We start from the raw sequence: 20,928 nt of genomic DNA on the forward strand, positions 1-20,928 counted from the left end.
CTAGGGATCGAGCGGCTCGTCGGCATCGATGTGCAATGCATCCAGCACCGGATAAAACTCCACATCTGTCTCGCTGAGCCGCTTACCCAACTTGTAAGGAACGTGGTTGATTTCCCGCATGCAGCGGTTCACAAAAGCATCGCTCGAAATGGAATAGCTTTGCGAACGCATGGTCGAAACGAGGCAGGGCTTCTCCACCGGCATTCCGTAGCGGTAAAGCAACCGCACGCCATTACGCATGTTCGTAGTCGTGTGGCGCGCGTGAGGGTCCATGATGATCGCGTTTTCGGGTACTTTCAGCGTTTCCATCAAAAACTTCTTCATTTCAAATGCCTCGCTGTACTTTGTCTTGAAAGGGTGCACACGGCCTCCGGACACGACAATGTATGGCGCCAGTCCTTCGAAATACCGCAATGCGGCCACGCGGCAACGCAGCATCCCGCCCTCGCTCAATGCGCGGTCATAGGTATCGGGGCCTGCGCCGGGAACGAGGATAATCGTGTATTTGAATTTGTTCCAATCGATTTTCTTCACACGCTCGAAAGCCGCTTTATTCACCGTCGAAACCATCGGTTCGTAGTCTGCCGCCTCGCTCCGCTCATTTACTTCGAGGAATTGAAGCGCGTAATGCATGGATGGGGCGAAAAACAGGTTCGTACTTTTCTTTTCCTGACGCACGGTTTCGGTCACGTCGTAAACGAGCACGGGGTAACTTTTCGAGGTAGTTTTAAATTCAATGGAGTCGATGGCGGGATAATTAGGCCTTTTACCTTCGGCATAGACTTCAATAGTGTGGTTAACACCTTTCGCATCCTGCTCCCAAGCCTTCCGCAGCAATGCTTTTTCACTATCTTCTTTAATTAAAATGTAAGTTCCGGAAGGAATCAGGTGTTGTTTTACCAACTTTCCCAATGCATTGTTCTCACTGTAAAGCGCTTCGAGCCTCGCTCCTATCGCATTGATTTCTTCGGCGGAAAACTTCATTTTTCCGGTATAGCAAAGAAAATCGTTCTTGCATTCCTTCACCGATGTTTCCAGGTTTTTGTATTTCAAACCAGCCATGGCTGCCAGCTCGCTGTCCTTTTCCAGCAAAGATTTTACTTCTGGAAGCGATTCGAACAATGTGAGCAAATACCAGTTTTTGGACTGGATGATTGACTTGCCGGTAATCAGTTGATAGTCCTGTTTCGGGGCACGATTGGTTTGGGCAAAACCACTCAGGGTAAGGAGCATTAAAGCAAAAAAGGTCAAAGGTTTAGTCATAGCTGTAAAAGGAGTATGAAAAGGCCTGCAAACTAAGCGAATCCGTTTGACGGGATCGTTACCCGAAAGTTAAGAAACAAAAAAGGCCCGGACGTTACGTCCGGACCCGGTTCTAGTGTGTGCTTCGATCTAATACTATTTCACTAATGCAAACTTCTGGTACTTCACAGAGCCGTCGTGGTAAGTTACCGACACCACATACATGCCCGCCGCGAACTGCTTCACGTCGATCGTCCTGCCAGCAGCCCCTTTGTAAACCACCACGCCCGCTTTGCTCGTTACGGTGATCGATTTCACAGTGCTGTGATCGGTATCGACCGTCAGCACGTCCTTCACAGGATTAGGGTATAGCGCCAGAAGCAATCCGCCCTCAAAGCTTGCCGAACGGATGCCGCTGTATGTGAACGACAAGTCCTTATCGATCATTTTGAGGCGGTAGAAGTTATCTCCGTCCATCGGACGATTGTCCTTGAACGAATAGTTTTCCAAGACAGCGCTTTCACCTTGCGACTGAACTGTGCCAATGCGGTCCCACTTCTTGCCATTCGTGCTGCGCTCGATCTCGAACCGGTCACTGTTCGTTTCAGCGGCTGTTTGCCAGTAAAGCAATGCCGTTTTACCTTCTTCTTTTACATTGAAACTGATGAGCGTCACCGGCAGCGGATCGCCCCAGTTGATCTTGTAAGTAGAAGGCGGCGATACTTCACCCGATTCGTCCTGGAATGCATATTCAAATTGTACACTCGAATAACCGGTGCCTGTCAGCTTGATGACGAGCAATGCGGGGTCGTAGTTGTCGACGATCTGGCCTGTTTTAACCAAAACACCATTGTACCACAGCTCACCGTGATCAGGCAATGTCGTAATGATCACCGTCTTATCTTTGCCACCACCATGTAGCGGGCCGTCCTCAGGGTCGTTACCGGTAAGCTGGTTAGGCGAGCTGGTACCGGTGCCCGTGCTGGTGTGGCTGCCGTTCAGCGCTATTTCCGTGCCAGGTTGCGGCTGGTCGATCTTGTAATCTTTCGGGTCGCTCGATGGCGGTTGTTGTACCCCGAAATTGGCGTTGGTCACATTGCTGTTTCCGACAAACACTCCGTTCAGGATTCCGTTCACGTCGTCGTCGCTGCCCGGTCCTGAGCCCAGATTCTCGCCGGTGCTGATCCAGCCTGCCGGCAGACCTGGCGTTTCCGAACCGGCCGGGTTCTGGTGTAGCACAATGCTGTATTCACCCGGGTTGGTTGGTCCGAAATCATACGAGCCATTCGATGCCACAGGAACAGTTTTCACGATGTTACCGAGTGAATCGATGAGCGACACGTACAGGCCGGTCGGTACCGGAACCGCCGAAGTGCTGTTCACCGTAATATCGGTCATAGAATTGCCATCGTGGAACACATTACCACTCAAATTTACCGGCGGCAAACACAGCTCGGCCGATTTCACAGTTACCGGAACCGACCGCGTAAGCTGACAATGCGAAACATTATCGGTAATGGTCACGCTGTAAGTGCGGCTCACGCCGGTAGTAACAGTCGGGTTGGCGATAAATGCATTCGAAAGGCCTGTCGACGGGCTCCATACGTATTGATAGCTGCCACCGGAAGTCACATTCAATGGCAATGCGGTAGTGGTACCGTCACAGATATCAAGTGGCGTTGCCGTCGCGGCGATGGTATTCGGTTTTACAACTACCACCACTTCTTTGAAATTGCTGCAACCTGTCGTAAGGTTGGTTTGTGTCAAACGGTAAGTCGTGTTTCCTGCCGCTACCACATTGGTAGTCGTTTCGGTAGGATTTTCGACACCCGCCGACGGGCTCCACTGCCAGGTAGTGTTGGCCGCAGGCGCGCCCACGAGGCTCAATACCGTGCTTCCGCCTTCACAAATGGTGGTATTACCTGCGATATTGAATGCAGCCGGAGAGTTCACGGTCACAATCACCTGATCGTTGCGGGTACAGCCTGCGAGGGTTACGGCTACGGTGTAAGTTGTGGTAACCGTAGGCTTTACGATCGGTTGCGCCACAGTCGACGAACCGACGATACCAACGCCCGACCATGCATAGGTCGCGCCGTCCAATGCAGGAGTGCCTATTTGTGTTGATTCACCGGAGCATATCGATGCATCGCTGCCCGCACCCGCTGTCGGGATCACGTCGAGTTCGTCGGTGTAAATACATCCGCTGGCAAGAGTTACCGTTACCGAATAGGTTGTGCGTACGCTCACATTTGCCGTTGGGTTAGCGGCGGTAGCGCTGCTCAAACCAGCCGCAGGCGACCAGAGGTAAGTTGCTCCGGCAGGCGCGGCAGGATTTCCCGATGCCCCGAAACCGATGGCCACAGCTCCCGCCGTACATTGAACCACGTCGGCCAATGGCGGCTTGGGAATCTCGTTCACCGTTACGGTTACCTGGTCGATCATCGGCGCCGAGCAGCCCGGATAACTGATTTGCAGCGTGTAGGTCGTGGTAGTAGTTGGGGTAGCTACGGGGTTCGAGCAATTATAGCAGCTCAGTCCCACGCCCGTCCAGGTGTAGGTTGCGGTCGCTTCCGGCGCACGGCCAAGCTGTACTTCTTCTCCTTCGCAAATGGTCACCGCGCTTCCGGTGTATTCGCCCGGAGTCAATGTATTATTCAAAGTAACCTCGTCGGTAGCCGAGCAGCCCGATACCGGATCTGTTACGGTTAAAGAGAAGGTCTGGCTGCTGGTAGAAGCATATTCCACCTGTGGCTGGGGCGACGACGCATTGGTGCCGTTCGTCCACGCCGCGCCTGCCGGCTCCCAAGCGTAAATCCAGTTCACACCGGCGGGTTTAGGACTACCCAAAGTGACAGTGGAACCATTACAAACCGTGCGGTCGAAGCCCGCCGCGGCGATAACTTGTGCCACAGCTACTTTTACGGTGTCGATGGTTTTACAACCCGAAGCAGTTTCGAGGATTTCAACCACATATTCCTGATCGGCTATCAATGTAGCCTGCGGATTGTTGATCGAAGCGCTGCTCAGGCCTGTCGACGGTGTCCAGGTGTAGGCAAAACCTGCTCCCAGTGCGGTACCCACTGACATTGGGCTATTGTAGCAAATGGTCTTGTTTGGAATATCGATGTTCGGTTTCGACCATCCCGCAGGGTTGATATCAATCGACTCCGAGCAGGTTCTGGTAGCGTCGTACTTGTTGGTGATTGTCAAAGTAATCGTCGCCGGGCTGCTCGTCAATACTTTTACCTCCCTCGCAGTCGGGTTATCGACCAGGTTGGCAGGGCTCCAACGGTAATTCCAGTCGGTGGTATTGATGTTCTTCGGAGCCAGGCGCAGCTGTTCGCCGCCGAAGTTTTTAGGGCATCCCTGGGAAGAGATCGTTTCGATTTCCACATCGCAATTACCACCGCAAACGATAATATCCACATCCGAAGAGCAGGAAACGCCATTCAACGTAACGGTACGACGGAATTTAGTCGTGCCCACATTACTTTTCAGGTAAGCATCTTCTCCCCCGTTGCGGGTGTTGAGCACTACTCCGTTACCACTCACCACGCTCCACGTGTACACGGCCTGCGGGCAGTTCGGGAAGCCTTCGTGCGTCACCCAGCGCGGGCCGCATTCAGTATCGCCGCTGTCGGATGTTTCCGAATTCAAAACAGAAACCTTCACCTCGTCCACGAAGCTGCAACCGCTCTTGATAGCCGTTACGGTATAAGTAATCGAACAGGGATCGATACCTGATGAGCCTGCGGTAAACGTAGGCCGTGCGATATCCGGATCGTTCAAAAACTGGCCGGAAGTCCAGGTGTACGCGTAAGTAGCATCATTGATATTACCCAGCAGGACATTGGAGTTAATACAAATCGTGCGGTCGGCACCGGCGTAATTCGCAATGCCGCCCGGCGCCGCCACGGGCGTCACCGTAATATCATCTGTTGTAAAACAGGTGGAGCCGTCTTTCCTTGTAGTTGTTACGGTAAGTCGGTATACGGTCGCAGCTGTGGGGTTTGCAATGGGCTGTGCACAACTGGTACAGCTCAGCGTTCCGATCGCGCTTCCGGAAATACGTGTCCAGGCATATTGTACCGAAGCACTGGCAATGGGAGCCGAACCGATCTGAACCCCGCCGCTTCCCGCGCAGAATGAGGCGTTCGCGCCTGCATTAGCTACTGCCGGAACGATCGTTACCTGGTCTGTATCCACACAGCCATTCGCATCGGTTACTTTCAAAGTGTAAGTAGTAGAAACGGTTACCGCAGCCGTGGTATAGTTAGCAGCGCTCCCTACGAGCGTTCCGCCATTGGAACTGCCCTGATACCACTGATAGGTAAATGAAGGCGTACCGCCGGTGGCTGAGCCGTTAAGGGCAACTGTGTTAGCACCCGCGCCGCAAACATACCATTGCGGGCCGTCAGCATTGGCCGAAGGCGCCGCATTGGGACCAACAGTAACGGTCGCGACAGCGGATTCGCCAACGGTCTGAAACGTACAGAATGTGGTGCGGGCACGGATCAGGCGTTTGTAATACAATGTTTCATTCGATGAAAGCGGTTGCAGGTCTTTAAAAACCTCGCCTTCAATATCCGTCCAGGGGCCAGTCGGGCTGGTGGCTTTCTGCCATTGGTAGCCTATTGTGGTTGTAAAGTTGGCTGGCGCGGTGATACCTACCGCATTACCCGTAATGATGTCAGGAATACCGAGGTTACAGGCAGTTTGCGTTAAAGGAGCAATGCCGGAGGTATTGACGGCAAAGTCATCCGGAAGAGGATCTTTCGTTAGCTTGAGGGCAAATCCGCTGTAAGCGTCATTCGCATTGCCCGCAGTCTGTTTCGAAATCAGATTTTGCGTACAATCACTCGGGTCAAAATCCGCAGTTGCCTGGAAAAAACCACCGACGAGGACTTCTCCCGGATGTTTCGCAGTCACCCATCCAATGGTTTCACTTCCGGTCCCTCCCACGCTTTTAGCCCAGATCGCCTGGCCGTTAGGATCGAATTCGGCGACCAGGATATCCGCAAGGCCTTTGGGAGTTAATGAGAAACTGCCAACTGTGATCTCAGTGCTGAAAGGCCCGCTGACATAGACATGGTCGTCGGGTCCTACATCGACGTAATTCAGCGTGCGCCCTACTTTCACGCCCCACTGCCTTACCCCGGCACTGTTAAGCTTCACCAATGTCACATCTGCGAGTACGCTTGAACCGCTACCCATATACATATTTCCCTGGCTGTCAAGGCTAAGGCTTCTATACCAATCGCTATCTGCATCTAAATGAGACCACTGCGTTACTCCCGCCGTGTTCAATTTGAGGACATATCCTCCTACACCCAGTGCAGCCATACCGGTAGTTCCGCCATCCGACGGACCTGAAACATAGATATTTCCCGCTGCATCGATATCGAGTCCCCAGGCCATATCATCGCCTGCTCCGCCCAAACGCCTTACCCATTGATACACACCGGCTGCACTCAGCTTGGCGACAAATGCATCGTTTCCGCCTGCGGAGGTCACTGAAAGTCCTCCGAATGTTGCAGGTCCGCCCACATTAATAAATCCGGTAACGATCACATTGCCGGTTGGATCGGTTTTAACATTAAAGGAGTACTCCGTCCCGGGCCCGCCCATGCGTTGTGCCCACACATAATTTCCGTTGGTATCCAGTTTAAGGATATATCCGTCCGGCGAGCCTGCATTGGTAGCCAGGTTGTTGACTGCCGCGCCCGGGTTCATATCCACAGTACCGGTGATATAGCCAGTCGTAAATACATTACCGGATGGATCGACAAAGATTCCGTGGCCGGTATCGGTACTGGTTGAGCCAAACTTCTTTCCCCAGATGTAATTGCCAAACCGGTCTAGTTTCACCACGAATGCATCCCAGCCCCCGGCGGAGGTAACATTTGCAGTCGCGGTGCCGGGGTTAAGATCGATCGTACCGATAAAATCACCGGTAATGTAGACGTTCTTGCTGATATCCGTATCGATAGCATACACACGGGCCTCGCCGGCAACCGTCGTTTCGATAAATCCTTTAGCCCATTGCAGGCCGATGTCCTGCGCACGGGCCGTCGCTACACTGAGCAGCAAAAGCCCCATGGCCAGAATTCTGGTAAGTACTGATTTAGTCATTGAATATAGGTTTAAGTGAAACAAAGTACAGGAGGATCTGGCTGCCTGGGTGGAGCTCGTAGCTTTGCGGAAATGGGTCAGCCGTGTTCAACAAACTATGTAGAGAGAGTTTATGATGTATTTCGGCTGAAAGATAGAAGTAGTGCAAAAAAGTGCTTATAGAGGTGCGGGATGGTTAACCTAGAAATATATCTACAAATAAATTGCATTGAAAAAAGTGGAATTCTCGCTATATGCCCGCATGCGAACGTACACGCATGTGTATATACGCAAGATTAGCTAAATGTCCGGATCGGGGGGCCTGTCTCCCGGATAAGCGGCGCAGGGCACGATGCCGGCTATGGCCTTCGCAACGGGCATACCGAAGCATTGCTACGGCAACTGAATTACCCGCTTCCTCTTGCGTATTAGTTTGTCAATATTCAGCTACAAAAATATTTCTGTCCAATGATCAAAGTGAATCAATTAATTGATTGGCATTGGCGTAATTCCAAACAAAAAAGCCCCTGGCAAAATGCCAGGAGCTTTTCAATTTTTAAGCACCCATTTTACTTATAAAAGTTATCGTTTTCCAGTACAAGCCCGGATCGTTGTTTTCTCAGATAAAAATTGCGTTTTTCGAGCTTAAATCCAAATCAAACAACATATTCAATGGCCGGGAGTACCTGGAAGCAGGAAGTTACCTGTTTAATTCCTTTAAAATCAAACCGGGCAAGGCCGGGTTACCGGCTATGTTTGTAAATGAAGTATAATCGTAGTTTATATGAAACTGAGCAAGGCGTCCATTTCTCCCCCCTTTCAATGCAATTTCGGTATGTCTTTTTATCATGGCCAATAGCTTCTTTTATCCTTTCACAATGCGTTCATTCCTTAACGGGTTTAAAGTAATCTTAAATAGCTGTCGAACTAAAATAATTTCGCCGAATTATGCATTTATTTCGACCAATACCTATATTATTGCAGACGAATGAAATTTAGTACAGTAGTTAAGGTCAGAGTATGTTGTCTCCCGGCAGGTTGCGGTGTATAATAGTAGACGATGAGGCTGATGCACGCCGATTGATTGAAAAATATGTGCAGAAAGTTCCCTTTCTCGAACTGGCCGGTGTTGCCGAGACCGCTACCGATGCCCTCTTCCTGATCAGGGATTTGAAGCCCGATATCGTGTTTCTGGACATTGAAATGCCTGAAATGACGGGATTTGAACTGTTAAAGCTCCTTCCTGCAACCCGCCCGGCCATGATCATGATCACAGCCGATCCTTCCTACGCGCTGGAAGGTTACGAGCACGAGCTCACGGACTACCTCCTCAAACCCGTCTCATTCGAAAGGTTCTTAAAGGCCGTCAACAAGGTCGACGGCATACGTTTTCAGAAACATTCGCCGGGTATTTCCAAGCCGCTGGTGGAAATCGTTTCATCGACGAAAAAACCGCAGGAACAAGCGCCGGATACGGAATTTTCCGGTGCCGGAAATGACTTTCTATTATTAAAAGAAAATAAAAAACTCATTAAAGTAGCACCCAGTGAAATACACTTCATTGAAGGCATGCGCGATTACCTGAAATTATATTGGTCGGACCGTGTTGCGGTTATTCATATGACGATGGCGAAAATCGAAGAAGCATTGCCTTCTGCACAGTTTCTGAGGGTAAACCGCTCTTATATCGTCAATAAAAAAGTGATACGGGAAATTGAAGGAAATGAGATTACCACGAACAGCGGGCGTAAAATCCCGATCGGGGTAACTTATCGTGCCAATGTACTCGCCGCATTACAGAAGAACAGAATCTGACAGGTTATGGGTTTCTATCCTATTCCATCTGAAAAAAGGGCAAAAATAACCAGGATTATTTATCATTTACTGGCCTGGATAGCGCTCTGGTGCGTAGCACGTTATTACAGCATTCCAGCCCTTACGAAGGATAACCTGCCCGTCATTTGGCATGCTTCCGCGGCGGTGTTTCTCCAATCTGTATTGGTTTTCTATGTACTTGGATATGGGGTCTTTCCCCGTTTTTTATATACCCGAAAAATAATCCCGCTCATTATTAGTCTGGTTATCATGTTCCTTCTGGTACATATCACAAATTATTGTGAATTCCGGTACCTGGCGTCGATCACAAACGGGGCGAGAGATAACCCCGGCTACGTGACCAAATTATGGGATTTTTTCAAGGAGCGCAGTAAATGGACCAGCTGTTTCACGGACTTCGATATCGCCTACACCGACTACGCGTGGAGCCTGTACTACATCACTCCCCTTCTGGCTATCAAGGTAATGCGCGACATTATTAATTCGCGGACCAAAAATATGCAGTTGGAAATGGAACGACTCCAACTCGAAAAAGTAAACCTGAACCTGCAAACCCAAAGTTTACAATTACAAAAAAATAACCTGAACCTCGAACTCAGTTTTCTTAAATCGCAGATCAATCCGCATTTCCTTTTCAATACCCTAAATGCGATCTATACCAAAACGGTGGATGTCGACGAACAGGCAGCCGATCTCGTCCTTAAATTGTCCGACCTGATGCGGTACAGCCTTTATGAATCGAGCAAGGAAATTGTAATATTGGCCCGGGAAATCAGCTACATTGAAAATTACCTTGACCTGGAACGCGCCCGCTTTTCCGACAAAGTAACGATCGATTACCAATTGACAGGCAACCCGGAGGAATATCTTATTGCCCCCCTTCTGCTGGTTTCGTTCGTCGAAAATGCATTCAAGCATGGCACCGCCAAAAGCAAATATGCGTCTTATGTAAACCTTTCTATTGTACTGGATCAAAACACATTGTATTTTAAAATAAAGAACAACATCCCCCAGCACACGCGACAGAACCCGAGGCCCCGGGAAGAGCGGGTGGGCGGCTTTGGATTGAGCAATACCTCGAAGCGCCTCCAACTACTTTACCCCGATAAACACCGGCTGTCGGTGCAGCAGACCGAATCCGAGTTCAGCGTCGACCTCGAACTGGAACTGGACGCGGCGAATGTGGTCCAGTATTTCAGCTCCTGACATCCCCCGATTTCCCCCGTCCGTATATGCGCGAGCGTCAGGCTTGCGGGTGATTTGCATTACCAAACAGGTTACGTCTCAATTACTTGGACCACCAGCTGGAAGTGGTTAACAAATTGAGGAGCAAGAAGACAATTTTTGTCAAATTAATTTATTAGAAGTTATTTTACTTTTATTTTCAGAATTTCCTTTTGATATTGAAACACCCGTTTAAATGCGGTATAAAACTTACCCCTCAGCTATCCAAAGATTTTTGAAAAGAGCATCAAACAATGTTCATACTTACTCATTTATTCTCTGGACCTCCACAGCAAATTGAATTTCTTTTAATTTCAAAATGTCCGGATGAAAAACATTTTAATTGTCGAAGATTATCAGATTATCAGACTTGCCACAAAAATACTCGTTCAGGATTTATACAGGGCCGCGGTAATTCACGAAGCCGCATCTTTTAATGCTGCCTTGTCGGAACTAGCCATGCAACCACAGGACCTTGTCATCCTGGATGTTCAGATTCCTGAGGGACAGGGATTTGAAATGATCGGGGCAATGCGGGCCGTCCAGAAAAACGTTTCCATCCTGGTCTTTTCAGCCATCGAGGAGCGGATTTACGGTATCCATTACCTGCGCTCGGGCGCGAATGGTTTTGTTTCCAAAAACACGGCGACCGAAGAGCTCCGCGCGGCCATTTTGTCGGTCGCGGAAACGGGCAGGTATGTGAGCCCAAGGATCAAAGTCGAACTGCTCAACCAGCTCGACAAGCATAATTACCGGCCCGACAACCCGCTCCTTGACCTCTCCGCCCGTGAAATCACGATCATGGACATGCTGATCGACGGGTTCTGGATCAAGGAAATCGCATCGAAACTGGATTTGACCGAAAGCTCGGTAAGTACCTACAAAGCGCGGCTATTCGAAAAACTTCAGGTGGCCACGCTCATCGAGATGTTCCAGAAGGTGCGGCATTACAAGGATATGGATTGAAGGTTTTCCTCGGCCGCGTGTTCCTTGTACTGTAATCCCCATTCGTTCATCCGATCGATTACGGGCATAATGCTCCGGCCGATGTCTGTGAGCGTGTATTCCGTATAGAGTGGAAAGCCGGCGGACTGGCATTTTTCCACGATGCCGCCGGCTTCCAGCTCGCGCAGCTGCATATCGAGCACGCGCGGCGTGGCACCTTTGATTTCCCGGTGCATTTCGCTGGGCCGTCGAAACCCGCGCTGGATGGCGTCGAGCAGGCAGGGTTTCCATTTTGCGCCGAAAACTTTCATGGCAATGGTAATGCCGCATTCGAGGTCTTCCGGTGTTTTCCGCTGGTACATGGCGTCGATGAGTGAGTTGGTCCGAGTTCTTTTGTATCGCACAATTTACTCAATACCGAATAATTTTTCGGTTACCGAATCTTTTTTCGGTAATTGATAGCCGCCTGCCTGCTCCCGAATTTTGTGTTCATCAATTCAAAACGAACAGAAAATGAACACGAAACAGATCACCATTATAGGTTTGGGACAAATGGGTACACGGCTGGCGGAGTTGCTCGTCACGAAAGGTTACAATGTCTCCGTCTGGAACCGCACCCGCGCGAAAGCCGACGGCATTGCGGGCGTAAAAGTTTTTGAAACCCTGGAAGAAGCGATCCGCCAGAGTCCGCTCGTGGTAATATGCGTGCTGGATTATGAAGCGGTAAACCGAATCCTGGACGGCATCTCCGACAAATCCGTTCTCGCAGGAAAAACGCTCATCAACTTCACCACCGCCGACCCGCAGGAGGCCGAGGGCCTGGAAGCTGCGCTGGCAAATGTAAATGCGGGTTATATCAATGGCGCGATCCAGGTAGCGCCGGACCAGATGGGCCTGCCCGAGACGACCATCATTGTCTCCGGTAACCAGGCACATTTTGAGCGCAGCCGCGACGCATTGGCTGTTTTTGGAGGGAATATCAAATACCTCGGCGACCGCGCGGCACTGGCCTCGGCGATGGACCTGGCTACGCTGACCTGGCTCTACGGCTCCTACACCGGCCTGATCCACGGCATTGTGCTTTCTCAAAAATCAGGTTTGTCATTAAGCGCGTACGGTGAAATACTGGGTGAAATCACGCCCGGCTTTACCGAATTTTTCAAGCACCAGATCGGTGTGGTAGAGAAAGGCGATTTTACGATCAGCCAAAGTCCGCTGTCGATCAGCGTGGCCGCTACGCAGCGCATTCATCATGCATTCCGTAATGCGGGTGCGCAGGAGGGTTTTGTGAAGTCGATCAGCGATTTGTTGCAAAAAGCGGAATCGCTTGGCCTCGCCGACCAGGAATTAGCCTCACTGGTAAAAGTGGTGGAATAGTTTGAAATCCAACGCTTGTCCGCTGTGGTTCTTAAATCCAGCGGGCAAGCAATGTCTTGAATGCATCCTTATAAAGCTCCCCTACCGGTATTTCGACCGGGCCCAGCTGCACCGAATTCTTGCTGACCGAATCGACCTTGCTTACAGCGACGATAAACGACCGGTGAATGCGCAGGAACCGGGCTTGCGGCAGTTTTTCTTCAATGGATTTCAGGCTGCTCAGCGTCACCACGGGGTTAAGCGGCGGCATTAAATGGATTTTGACATAATCTTTCACCGATTCGACGTGCGTAATCGCGTCAAAATCTACCCGGATATGTTTATAATCCGCTTTCACGAACATATAATTTTCGGAAACATCCCCGGCCCCGTTATCCTGCAAAACCTCGAAATACTTCTTTGCTTTCGAGGCCGCCCGCAGGAATTCGTCGTACCCGAAAGGTTTCAGCAGATAATCCAATGCATCCACCTTGTACCCCTCCACGGCGAACTGGTTATAGGCGGTCGTAAACACGATGCGCGTTTGCACGGAAGCCCCCGACTGGCTGATCACCCGGGCCAGTTCCATGCCATTGAGGTCGGGCATTTGAATGTCCAGGAAAATCAGGTGAATGGTTTGCTCGTGGAGCGCCTGCAATGCCTGAACGGCATTCCCAAACCGGCCTTTCAGTTCCAGAAACGGCGTTTGCTCCACGAATGCGCTGATAAGGTTCAGTGCCAAAGGCTCGTCATCGACGGCGATACAGTTCAATTTCATACAAGTTCGACGATCTGCCCGACTTTCTCGCGGTCGAGCTGCAAAGTCAACAAAACTTCATAGGTTTTTTCTTCCTCGCTAATGACCAGCGTGTGCCTGTCTTCGTACAAAAGGTCGAGCCGCTTGCGCGTGTTGGCGAGGCCTATCCCACCCTGGTCGAGCTGGTAACCATCCTTTTCATGCGCAATATGGTTAAAAACCCGTAGCGACAGCGAACCTTCACCGACTTCGAGCTCCACTACGATCCGCGAATGCTGCATCGTACTCGACCCGTGTTTGAATGCATTCTCGACAAACGGCAGCAGGAGCATCGGCGCGATCCAGTAATCCTTGTCGGGCGCCGGTTCGTTGAATTCCAGCGTCGTGCATTCGTGCAGGCGGAGACCCATCAATGCAATGTAGTCTTTGAGGAATGAAAGTTCCTGTTTCAGCGGCACGGAGTCGCCGAGCGTATCGTACAGCACGTAACGCATCATGCGCGAGAGTTTCAGGATCGCCTCGCGCGATACCGGGATGTCGGAGTACGTGAGCGAGTAAATGTTATTGAGTGTATTAAAAAAGAAATGCGGGTTGATCTGGGCTTTTAAAAAAGAAAGCTCGGAGGCGATATGCTGTTTTTCGATGCGTTCACGCGTCTGGGCGTCCGCCTGCCAGCGACGTGCCATAGCCAGGCTGGTACTGATCACCATCACGAGCAGCATGATCATAAACAAGTGAAAATCCAGTCGGTAAGGGTCTTTCGGCGCTTTGTTCGCCATTTTCGACATATCGGCCAGCACCCCCAGCTTCACCTCGATTACCCGTGCTATTACCATAAAACAGATCACAATGCCCACCAGCCACATCCCGAACATCACCTTCCCGTTGCGTTCAAAAAGCAGCCGGGGCGCTACGTACAGGGCATTTACATAAAATACCCCGATCATGATCAGCAGGTTGAGCGATTGCTTGATCCAGAAATTGGGCGGTACCGAAAAATTCCAGCTCAGCGGCGGGTAAAACAGGAGGATAAATCCCAGCAGCGACCAGACGGTCACATGTGTGAGTACGGTAAAGCTGTTTCTGGGTCCCATGGTGTTTGCGCGGCGTGTTACTCCACAAGTTCAGATCAATTGGCAAAAACCACAAACAAAATCGATGGAAAGCACTTTTTACCAGCTTAACCCGGAAGATTTGACCTTCAACCCGAAACCGTTTTGCACACCTGGGGCTGCCGCGGCAAAAATGAATTGGAGGATAAAATAGTGGCGTCCACGGACGACTTCCGCCTGTCTGTCTGTACTCACTTTTGCGGATTCCCATTCTGCTTAAATTAACCGTGCATTGCCGCCGATTCATGAGAAAGATCAACTTCGAAAACCACTTCACCGTCGACCGAGACTCCTCCGAACCGGTCTACCAGCAACTCGTGGAGGCGGTGCTGCTCGCCACCAAAACCGGCCTCATGGACCGCGGCGACCGCTTGCCGTCGATCAACGAGCTGAGCCGGATGTACGCCGTGTCGAGAAGCACCATTGAAAAAAGCTACAACAACCTGCGTGATATGGGCATTCTCGCGTCGCAGCATGGCAAGAGTTATTACATCAACCGTCTCGACCCGGCGCCGGAACTGAAAGTGCTGGTACTTTTTAACCAGCTTAATGAATACAGCAAGACCGTTTACGATGCATTAACGGAGCGCATCGGGCAAAAAGCCGAGATCGACTTCCATATTTACCATAATAGTGCCGCGCATTTCCGTACACTTATCAAGCGAAAACATCTGTCCTACTCCCACATCATCGTCATCCCGCATTTCCTCGACGACCCCGACAGCGGCTACCAGGCCATCGGGCGCCTGCCGAAAGAAAAGCTGATTATCCTCGACAAGGAAGTTCCCGGCCTGTCTGACTGCTTCGGGACCGTTTTCGAGCATTTCAGCCGGGATATCGATCAGGCGATTCAGGAACTTGCCTCTGGTTTTCGCAAATACCAATGCATTAACCTCATTTTTCCCGCACACACCTACTACCCCTGCGCGCTGCCCGACGCATTCGCCCGCGCCTGTGCGAAGCGAAACCTCGTCTGCCGCGTGTCGACCGACCTTACCAAAGACATGGTCCGCGAAGGCGAAGCCTTTATTGTCCTTTCCGACGAGCATTTGATGTTCCTCGTGCGCGAGATCATCAATAGCTCCGATCTGGTGGCAGGCCGTCACGTCGGCATTGTTTCCTATCAGGATAACGACGCTAAAAAAGCCATGCTGAACGGCATTACGACCATTTCCTCCGACTTGAAAGCCATGGGAAAATCGGCGGCGGATATGGTTCTAACGGGCGTAAGCCGACATATCGCCAATCCGTTTTCGGTGATTTTGCGCCGGTCGTTGTAGGAGGCGACGGATGCAAAACAGCGCGGCGCGCAACATCGTGTATTCAAAATACCGACGTGCGCCCCGCGCTCCTAACCCAGCTTATTGATGAAGTGTTCAATTAATGCACCGCAAACTGCCCCGGCTCGTAACTCCCCGCCTCCGTGCGGAATGCGATGTTGAAGCGGTTGTAGGAATTGATGGTCGTGATCGCGAGCGTGAGGTCGACGATCTCTTCATGGCTAAACTGTTCGTTAACCGCATCGAATACTTCGTCGGTAACCTCGCGGTCTTTCAGCACGGTTACGGCTTCCGCATATGCGAATGCGGCGCGCTCGCGTGCGGAGTAGAAAGGGGCTTCGCGCCAGGCATTCAGCAAATACAACTTCTGCTCGGCTTCGCCTTCCACGCGCAAGTCCTTGGAATGCATATCGATGCAAAACGCGCAGCCGTTGATTTGCGATACACGGAGGTAAATCAGGTTCAGCAGATTCCGCTCAACCCGTGATTTTGCGAGGTACGCACCTATTCCATACATTGCCTTTAATGCACTGTGTCCTTTTTCGTGAAGATTGATTCTTGCTTCCATGTAATTTTTAGTTTTTTGAATGATTGAATTCATGTCTATGACGAGCGGCCTTCGCCAGACTGGACAGCAGTTCAAAAAATAATTCAGAAAAATTTTTCCAGTGAGTTTAACAAGGTAGAAACGGGTGTTACTTCGACTTTACAATAACATAACACTACAATAACACCCTGGTCAAGTAGATCCTCTTCTTTTGCGGCAAATTTTGTTTAACCAACAACATGCTCATGCATAAGAGATTTTTACTTCCTATTGTCCTGACATTGCTTTGCTGCTTCGGCAACATCGTGGTGCTGAGGGCTCAAACGACACAGGCATCCATCGCCGGTACGGTTACCGACGACCAGAACGCGGCACTGGCCGGCGCGACCGTTCAGGTGAAAAACGAATCAACAGGCTTTACGACAGGAACCGTTACCAATGCAAAAGGCGAATATGCCTTTAAAGAGCTTCCATTGGGCGGTCCGTACACAGTTACAGCTACTTACGTCGGTTTTGGCGAACAAAAACTGACTGGTTATCTCCTCCACCAGGGCGATGCCGTGAAGGTTAAGATGAGTATGAAAGAGGCCGGCCAAACGCTTGAAGTCGTGAGCGTTGTGGCTTCCGGTATCAAGAACAAAATCGAAAACCTCGGCGCTTCCACGGCCATTTCGGCACGGGATATAACCCGTCTGCCCGTGAACGGACGGAATTTTACGTCGCTCATGGACCTTTCGCCGCTGAGCCGCGGAGGTAACATTTCCGGCCAATTGGGCTCTTCTACGGGCTACACCATCGACGGTATGAGCTCCAAAAACCCGACTTCGGCAGGTGCCACTACCAGTCGAAGCGGTGCGCCCTACTCGATCTCGATCGAAGCGGTGCGTGAATTTCAGGTAGTTACCAACCAGTATGACGTTACTTACGGACGCAGCGGTGGCGGTACCATCAGCGCGGTGACGAAATCGGGTACTAACCAGCTGAGCGGTAGCGCATTCAACTACACGCGCGCCGACTGGTTGTCGAGCCCTTACGATATTCGTGGCAACAAAATCAATAACCAGTTCTCTACCAACCAGTTTGGATTCTCATTGGGCGGACCAATCCTGAAAGACAAGTTGCATTTCTTCATGGCTTGGGACCACCAGCAGGACAGCCGTCCGTTGATCATCGCCGATATCCTCAGCCCGGTGGATGAAAACCGTTTCAATGTGACCCGCGCGACGCTTGACCAGTTCGTGAACATCGCCCGCACCAAATACGGCATGTCCAACACCCCGCAGTTTGGAACATTCGATAAAAAACGCGGTTCCGATGCGGCATTTTTACGCCTCGACTGGCAGTTGAACAACCGTAACCTTTTGACGATCCGCAACAACTACACCAACGACCGCAACAAGCTCGGTCTGGCGGACAATACGACCATCAATGCGTACGAATCTTACGGAAACGACTTCAACCAGGATAACAGCTTGCTCGCATCGCTCCGCTCTACGCTTAATTCGAAAGTGACCAACGAGCTGAAAGTCCAGCATTTGTTTGTAAAACAAAAAAGTGCCCCCGGCGACCAGCTCCCCGATGCCAACATCCCGAGAGCGATCGTGGAGAACGTGAACTCGGTATTGAGCGATGGCAATTCCCGTTCTACAAATATCCAGATGGGCGGCCACCGTTTCGCGCAGGAGCGTTTTACCAACCACGTCGTTCAATTGGTGGATAACCTGTATTACAACACCGATAAAGTGGAGTATACTTTCGGTGCGGATATCATGATGACGCATTCGAAATCTACGTACGGCTCGGAGGTAAACGGCCGTTTCCACTACACGGTGGATGCCGCTGCGGGTAAAACCGCCCTCGACCAGTTCAACGACCTGAAACCTTACCGTTACTACCGCGAAGTGCCTTTGATGGACGACTGGTCCGTAAAAGGCAATATCTGGAACGCAGGTATTTATGGTCAATTGAAAACAAGCCTCGCAACCGGCCTGGACGTGGTGGCAGGTCTGCGCCTCGACTACGCGCATTACCCGAGCTCGCCTTTGAACCAGACTTTGTATGACGCCCTGCAAATCCGCACCGACAACAAGATCAAGTCATTCGTAGCACAGCCGCGCGTACAATTCACCTGGGATGTGAACGACAAGCATACCGACATTTTCCGTCTCGGTGCCGGCGTATTCGCTTCGGACATCAACAACTATGTGGTGATCAACAACCTGACATTCGACGGAAAGCACCTGGCGACTGTCGATGTACGTAGCCCGAACATTCCTACCCCGGATTTCGCGGCCTACCGCGCCAATTACAACAGCATCCCGACGTTGTCGCAATTCCAGTTGCCGACGATCAATACCAATGCGAAAGATGCACGCGTGCCGATCATCTACAAGGCTAACATTTCTTACAACAAGTACCTGACCGACAAGTTGAAAGTAGGTATCGCAGGTTACATGAGCCTCGGCCGCAACAACTATATGTATGTGGACAGAAACATGGTCGACGAGCCGTTCTTCCGCCTGGCTAACGAAGGCAACCGCGGCGTATACGTACCTGCGGACAAAATGCCGGCCAATGGCGCGGGTGACTGGCTGCTCGGACGTAAAGCCACGCAATTCGGTCGCGTACTGGAACTGAACAGCGAAGGAAAGGTGAATGCATTCTCTTTTGTGGCTGATGTAAAATACCAATATTTCCGCGACGGGGAGATCACTTTGAGCTATACTTACAATGATGTGAAAGACAACACTTCTTTCAACGGTAACGTAGCGAACAGTGCTACGCTCTCATTGCCTGTACGGGACGATCCGCGTAACCTGAGCCTGATGTCGTATTCCGACAACCAATTCCGTCACAAAATCGTGTTCTACGGCTCGCTACCTAGCTTCTGGGGCGTGAATGTGGGCGTTCGCTATTCGGGAATCGGCGGTACCCGCTACACCCTGCTATCGGGCGGTAACACCAACGGCGACTTCGTAGGTACCAACGACCTTGCTTACGTTTTCGACAGAAACGACCCGAACGTGCCTGAAAACGTACGGACGGGTCTACAAGCCATTCTCGACAATAAGGACGCAAGCCAGAGCATCAAAGATTATATCATTAAAAACTCGGGTAAAATCGCTGAAAGAAACGGAGGTATCAACGGTTTCTACGGCGTGTTCGACGTTCGTGCATCGAAACGCATTAAAATCGCCGGTACGCACGCCATCGAAATTTCTGCCGACGTGTTCAACTTTGCCAACTTCCTGAACAAGGAATGGGGCCGCACCAAGACGCTGGGCACGCAAGCGCTCTACGCATTGGGCATCCCCGCCGCCAATGGCAAACCCGCGCAATCAGCATTCGACAAATCGAAAAACCAATACGTATACCGCGTGAATACTGCGGGTGTGGTAACGCCTTCGGGTAGCCCTTACCAGGTGCAGATTGGTTTGCGTTATAGCTTTTGAGGATTCGTTAAGTAACCATTATTGAAAATCCCGGCCGCGTGAGCAGCCGGGATTTTTTTTGTATTATCCTCTGATCATCATAAGGTTACCGTTAATTCATTACTATTCACCAGCAGGCTTTTTTGATTTTGATTTAACACATATTTGCACAGCCGACAAGTAAGTAGCTGTGCATTTATTTACTAAATCCAATCATGATGAGTATGACAAAAATCTTTGAAAAACAATTGCTGATAAAGGGTATCGCCCTAAGTCTGGCGACGATGGCAATGCTCGCCTGCGGACATTTGGGCGACCGCACAACGGTAGTTTATGGCAGGGTGTTCGACCAGAATCACATACCTGTGGACAGTATTATGGTTTTGCTGAGCGGCTCACGATTGAAAGGCTCGGTTGATCTCAAATCAACTTATACCGATGAGAATGGTGATTATGAGATTGCCCTGGAAGTACCTAGAAAGTTTGGCGATATTGATGTTGGCATTCCGTACGGCGATGACAATCCAAAGTTTGAAAAAATATACCGTCAAGCTACGGATATAAAGGGCCAGCAACGTCCGATGATCGGTAAAAAAACGCAATGGGATTTTCAACTAGAACCTAAATGAACCAGCATCAGCATTCTAACCATAACAAACCCAAATATGAATACACACTTCAAAATTCAATCAGCGATTTTCAAGAGCTGCCTTTTGCTGCCGTTAATCGCGCTGACGATGCTTGCTTGCGGGCATTTAGGCGATCGTACGACCGTAGTGTATGGTAAAGTGTTCGACGAAAATCAGGTGCCAGTGGACAGCATCTTGGTTCTGCTGAGCGGCTCACGATTGAAGGGCTCGATCGATCTCAAATCAGCTTACACAGATGAGAATGGTGACTATGAGATTGCTCTGGAAGTCCCTAGAAAGTTTGGTCACATTACTGTCATAATCCCGTATGGCGACGAAAATCCAATGTTTGGAAAAATATACAGTCAAGCTACGGATGTACAGGGTCAGCGACCTCCTATGATCGGCAAGAAAACACAATGGGATTTCAAGTTATTAGCTAAATAATTTTTTCA

14 protein-coding genes are annotated in these 20,928 nt (G+C 50.5%); 8 read left to right on the forward strand and 6 right to left on the reverse strand.

The window, feature by feature from the left end; translation table 11 throughout:
- Both BMW93_RS00590 and BMW93_RS00595 read right to left on the reverse strand, forming a co-directional pair.
- Positions 1–1,263, reverse strand: coding sequence for a YdcF family protein (locus BMW93_RS00590; RefSeq protein WP_090373257.1), 1,263 nt, complete (start codon positions 1,261–1,263; stop codon positions 1–3).
- Between the two features lie 135 nt (positions 1,264–1,398).
- Positions 1,399–7,377, reverse strand: coding sequence for an SBBP repeat-containing protein (locus BMW93_RS00595; RefSeq protein WP_090373258.1), 5,979 nt, complete (start codon positions 7,375–7,377; stop codon positions 1,399–1,401).
- Positions 7,378–8,376: 999 nt separating this feature from the next.
- On the opposite strand from BMW93_RS00595, the gene BMW93_RS00600 reads away from it, so the two are divergent.
- From BMW93_RS00600 to BMW93_RS00610, 3 genes are all read left to right on the forward strand, one after another.
- Positions 8,377–9,171, forward strand: a complete 795-nt coding sequence (locus BMW93_RS00600) for a LytTR family DNA-binding domain-containing protein (protein ID WP_090373259.1) — start codon at positions 8,377–8,379, stop codon at positions 9,169–9,171.
- Positions 9,172–9,177: 6 nt separating this feature from the next.
- The gene (locus BMW93_RS00605) at positions 9,178–10,398 is read left to right on the forward strand and encodes a sensor histidine kinase (RefSeq protein ID WP_090373260.1); all 1,221 of its coding nucleotides are present in this window, start codon (positions 9,178–9,180) and stop codon (positions 10,396–10,398) included.
- A 345-nt stretch (positions 10,399–10,743) separates the two neighbouring features.
- Complete coding sequence (locus tag BMW93_RS00610; RefSeq protein WP_090373261.1) at positions 10,744–11,382, forward strand: response regulator transcription factor; 639 nt, start codon at positions 10,744–10,746, stop codon at positions 11,380–11,382.
- Here the strand turns inward: BMW93_RS00610 and BMW93_RS00615 are convergent.
- Positions 11,364–11,765: a helix-turn-helix domain-containing protein gene (locus BMW93_RS00615; RefSeq protein WP_229240116.1), complete on the reverse strand. Its 402-nt coding sequence runs from the start codon at positions 11,763–11,765 to the stop codon at positions 11,364–11,366. The genes BMW93_RS00610 and BMW93_RS00615 overlap by 19 nt on opposite strands.
- A gap of 109 nt (positions 11,766–11,874) precedes the next feature.
- On the opposite strand from BMW93_RS00615, the gene BMW93_RS00620 reads away from it, so the two are divergent.
- A complete protein-coding gene (locus tag BMW93_RS00620) occupies positions 11,875–12,738 on the forward strand; it encodes an NAD(P)-dependent oxidoreductase (protein ID WP_090373263.1) in 864 nt (287 codons plus the stop codon).
- A gap of 31 nt (positions 12,739–12,769) precedes the next feature.
- Here BMW93_RS00620 and BMW93_RS00625 read toward each other — a convergent pair whose 3' ends face one another.
- Positions 12,770–13,495 (reverse strand): LytTR family DNA-binding domain-containing protein, encoded by a 726-nt coding sequence (locus BMW93_RS00625; protein WP_090373264.1) that lies wholly within the window; start codon positions 13,493–13,495, stop codon positions 12,770–12,772.
- Positions 13,492–14,568: a sensor histidine kinase gene (locus BMW93_RS00630; RefSeq protein ID WP_090373265.1), complete on the reverse strand. Its 1,077-nt coding sequence runs from the start codon at positions 14,566–14,568 to the stop codon at positions 13,492–13,494. Before BMW93_RS00630 ends, BMW93_RS00625 begins: the two co-directional genes overlap by 4 nt.
- A gap of 263 nt (positions 14,569–14,831) precedes the next feature.
- Here BMW93_RS00630 and BMW93_RS00635 point away from each other — a divergent pair, with 263 nt between their 5' ends.
- A complete protein-coding gene (locus BMW93_RS00635; RefSeq protein WP_090373266.1) occupies positions 14,832–15,866 on the forward strand; it encodes a GntR family transcriptional regulator in 1,035 nt (344 codons plus the stop codon).
- 100 nt (positions 15,867–15,966) lie between these two features.
- On the opposite strand, the gene BMW93_RS00640 is transcribed toward BMW93_RS00635, so the two are convergent.
- On the reverse strand, positions 15,967–16,434 hold the full coding sequence (locus BMW93_RS00640) for a carboxymuconolactone decarboxylase family protein (RefSeq protein WP_090373267.1): 468 nt from the start codon (positions 16,432–16,434) through the stop codon (positions 15,967–15,969).
- Between the two features lie 218 nt (positions 16,435–16,652).
- On the opposite strand from BMW93_RS00640, the gene BMW93_RS00645 reads away from it, so the two are divergent.
- The 3 genes from BMW93_RS00645 (at position 16,653) to BMW93_RS00655 (ending at position 20,920) form a co-directional block, all read left to right on the forward strand.
- On the forward strand, positions 16,653–19,865 hold the full coding sequence (locus BMW93_RS00645) for a carboxypeptidase regulatory-like domain-containing protein (RefSeq protein WP_090373268.1): 3,213 nt from the start codon (positions 16,653–16,655) through the stop codon (positions 19,863–19,865).
- 203 nt (positions 19,866–20,068) lie between these two features.
- Positions 20,069–20,473 (forward strand): hypothetical protein, encoded by a 405-nt coding sequence (locus BMW93_RS00650; RefSeq protein WP_143061554.1) that lies wholly within the window; start codon positions 20,069–20,071, stop codon positions 20,471–20,473.
- A 36-nt stretch (positions 20,474–20,509) separates the two neighbouring features.
- Positions 20,510–20,920 (forward strand): hypothetical protein, encoded by a 411-nt coding sequence (locus BMW93_RS00655; protein WP_090373270.1) that lies wholly within the window; start codon positions 20,510–20,512, stop codon positions 20,918–20,920.
- The last annotated feature ends 8 nt before the right edge of the window (positions 20,921–20,928 follow it).

The sequence above is a fragment of the Dyadobacter sp. SG02 genome (genome assembly GCF_900109045.1).
Classification (GTDB): domain Bacteria; phylum Bacteroidota; class Bacteroidia; order Cytophagales; family Spirosomataceae; genus Dyadobacter.

Excerpts from the sequence above, each read along its gene's own strand:
- BMW93_RS00610 (WP_090373261.1), top strand. The coding sequence starts at position 10,744 with ATGAAAAACATTTTAATTGTCGAAGATTATCAGATTATCAGACTTGCC.
- BMW93_RS00590 (WP_090373257.1), bottom strand. The coding sequence starts at position 1,263 with ATGACTAAACCTTTGACCTTTTTTGCTTTAATGCTCCTTACCCTGAGT.
- BMW93_RS00655 (WP_090373270.1), top strand. The coding sequence starts at position 20,510 with ATGAATACACACTTCAAAATTCAATCAGCGATTTTCAAGAGCTGCCTT.
- BMW93_RS00630 (WP_090373265.1), bottom strand. The coding sequence starts at position 14,568 with ATGGGACCCAGAAACAGCTTTACCGTACTCACACATGTGACCGTCTGG.
- BMW93_RS00620 (WP_090373263.1), top strand. The coding sequence starts at position 11,875 with ATGAACACGAAACAGATCACCATTATAGGTTTGGGACAAATGGGTACA.
- BMW93_RS00605 (WP_090373260.1), top strand. The coding sequence starts at position 9,178 with ATGGGTTTCTATCCTATTCCATCTGAAAAAAGGGCAAAAATAACCAGG.
- BMW93_RS00625 (WP_090373264.1), bottom strand. The coding sequence starts at position 13,495 with ATGAAATTGAACTGTATCGCCGTCGATGACGAGCCTTTGGCACTGAAC.
- BMW93_RS00645 (WP_090373268.1), top strand. The coding sequence starts at position 16,653 with ATGCTCATGCATAAGAGATTTTTACTTCCTATTGTCCTGACATTGCTT.
- BMW93_RS00635 (WP_090373266.1), top strand. The coding sequence starts at position 14,832 with ATGAGAAAGATCAACTTCGAAAACCACTTCACCGTCGACCGAGACTCC.
- BMW93_RS00650 (WP_143061554.1), top strand. The coding sequence starts at position 20,069 with ATGACAAAAATCTTTGAAAAACAATTGCTGATAAAGGGTATCGCCCTA.
- BMW93_RS00595 (WP_090373258.1), bottom strand. The coding sequence starts at position 7,377 with ATGACTAAATCAGTACTTACCAGAATTCTGGCCATGGGGCTTTTGCTG.
- BMW93_RS00600 (WP_090373259.1), top strand. The coding sequence starts at position 8,377 with ATGTTGTCTCCCGGCAGGTTGCGGTGTATAATAGTAGACGATGAGGCT.
- BMW93_RS00640 (WP_090373267.1), bottom strand. The coding sequence starts at position 16,434 with ATGGAAGCAAGAATCAATCTTCACGAAAAAGGACACAGTGCATTAAAG.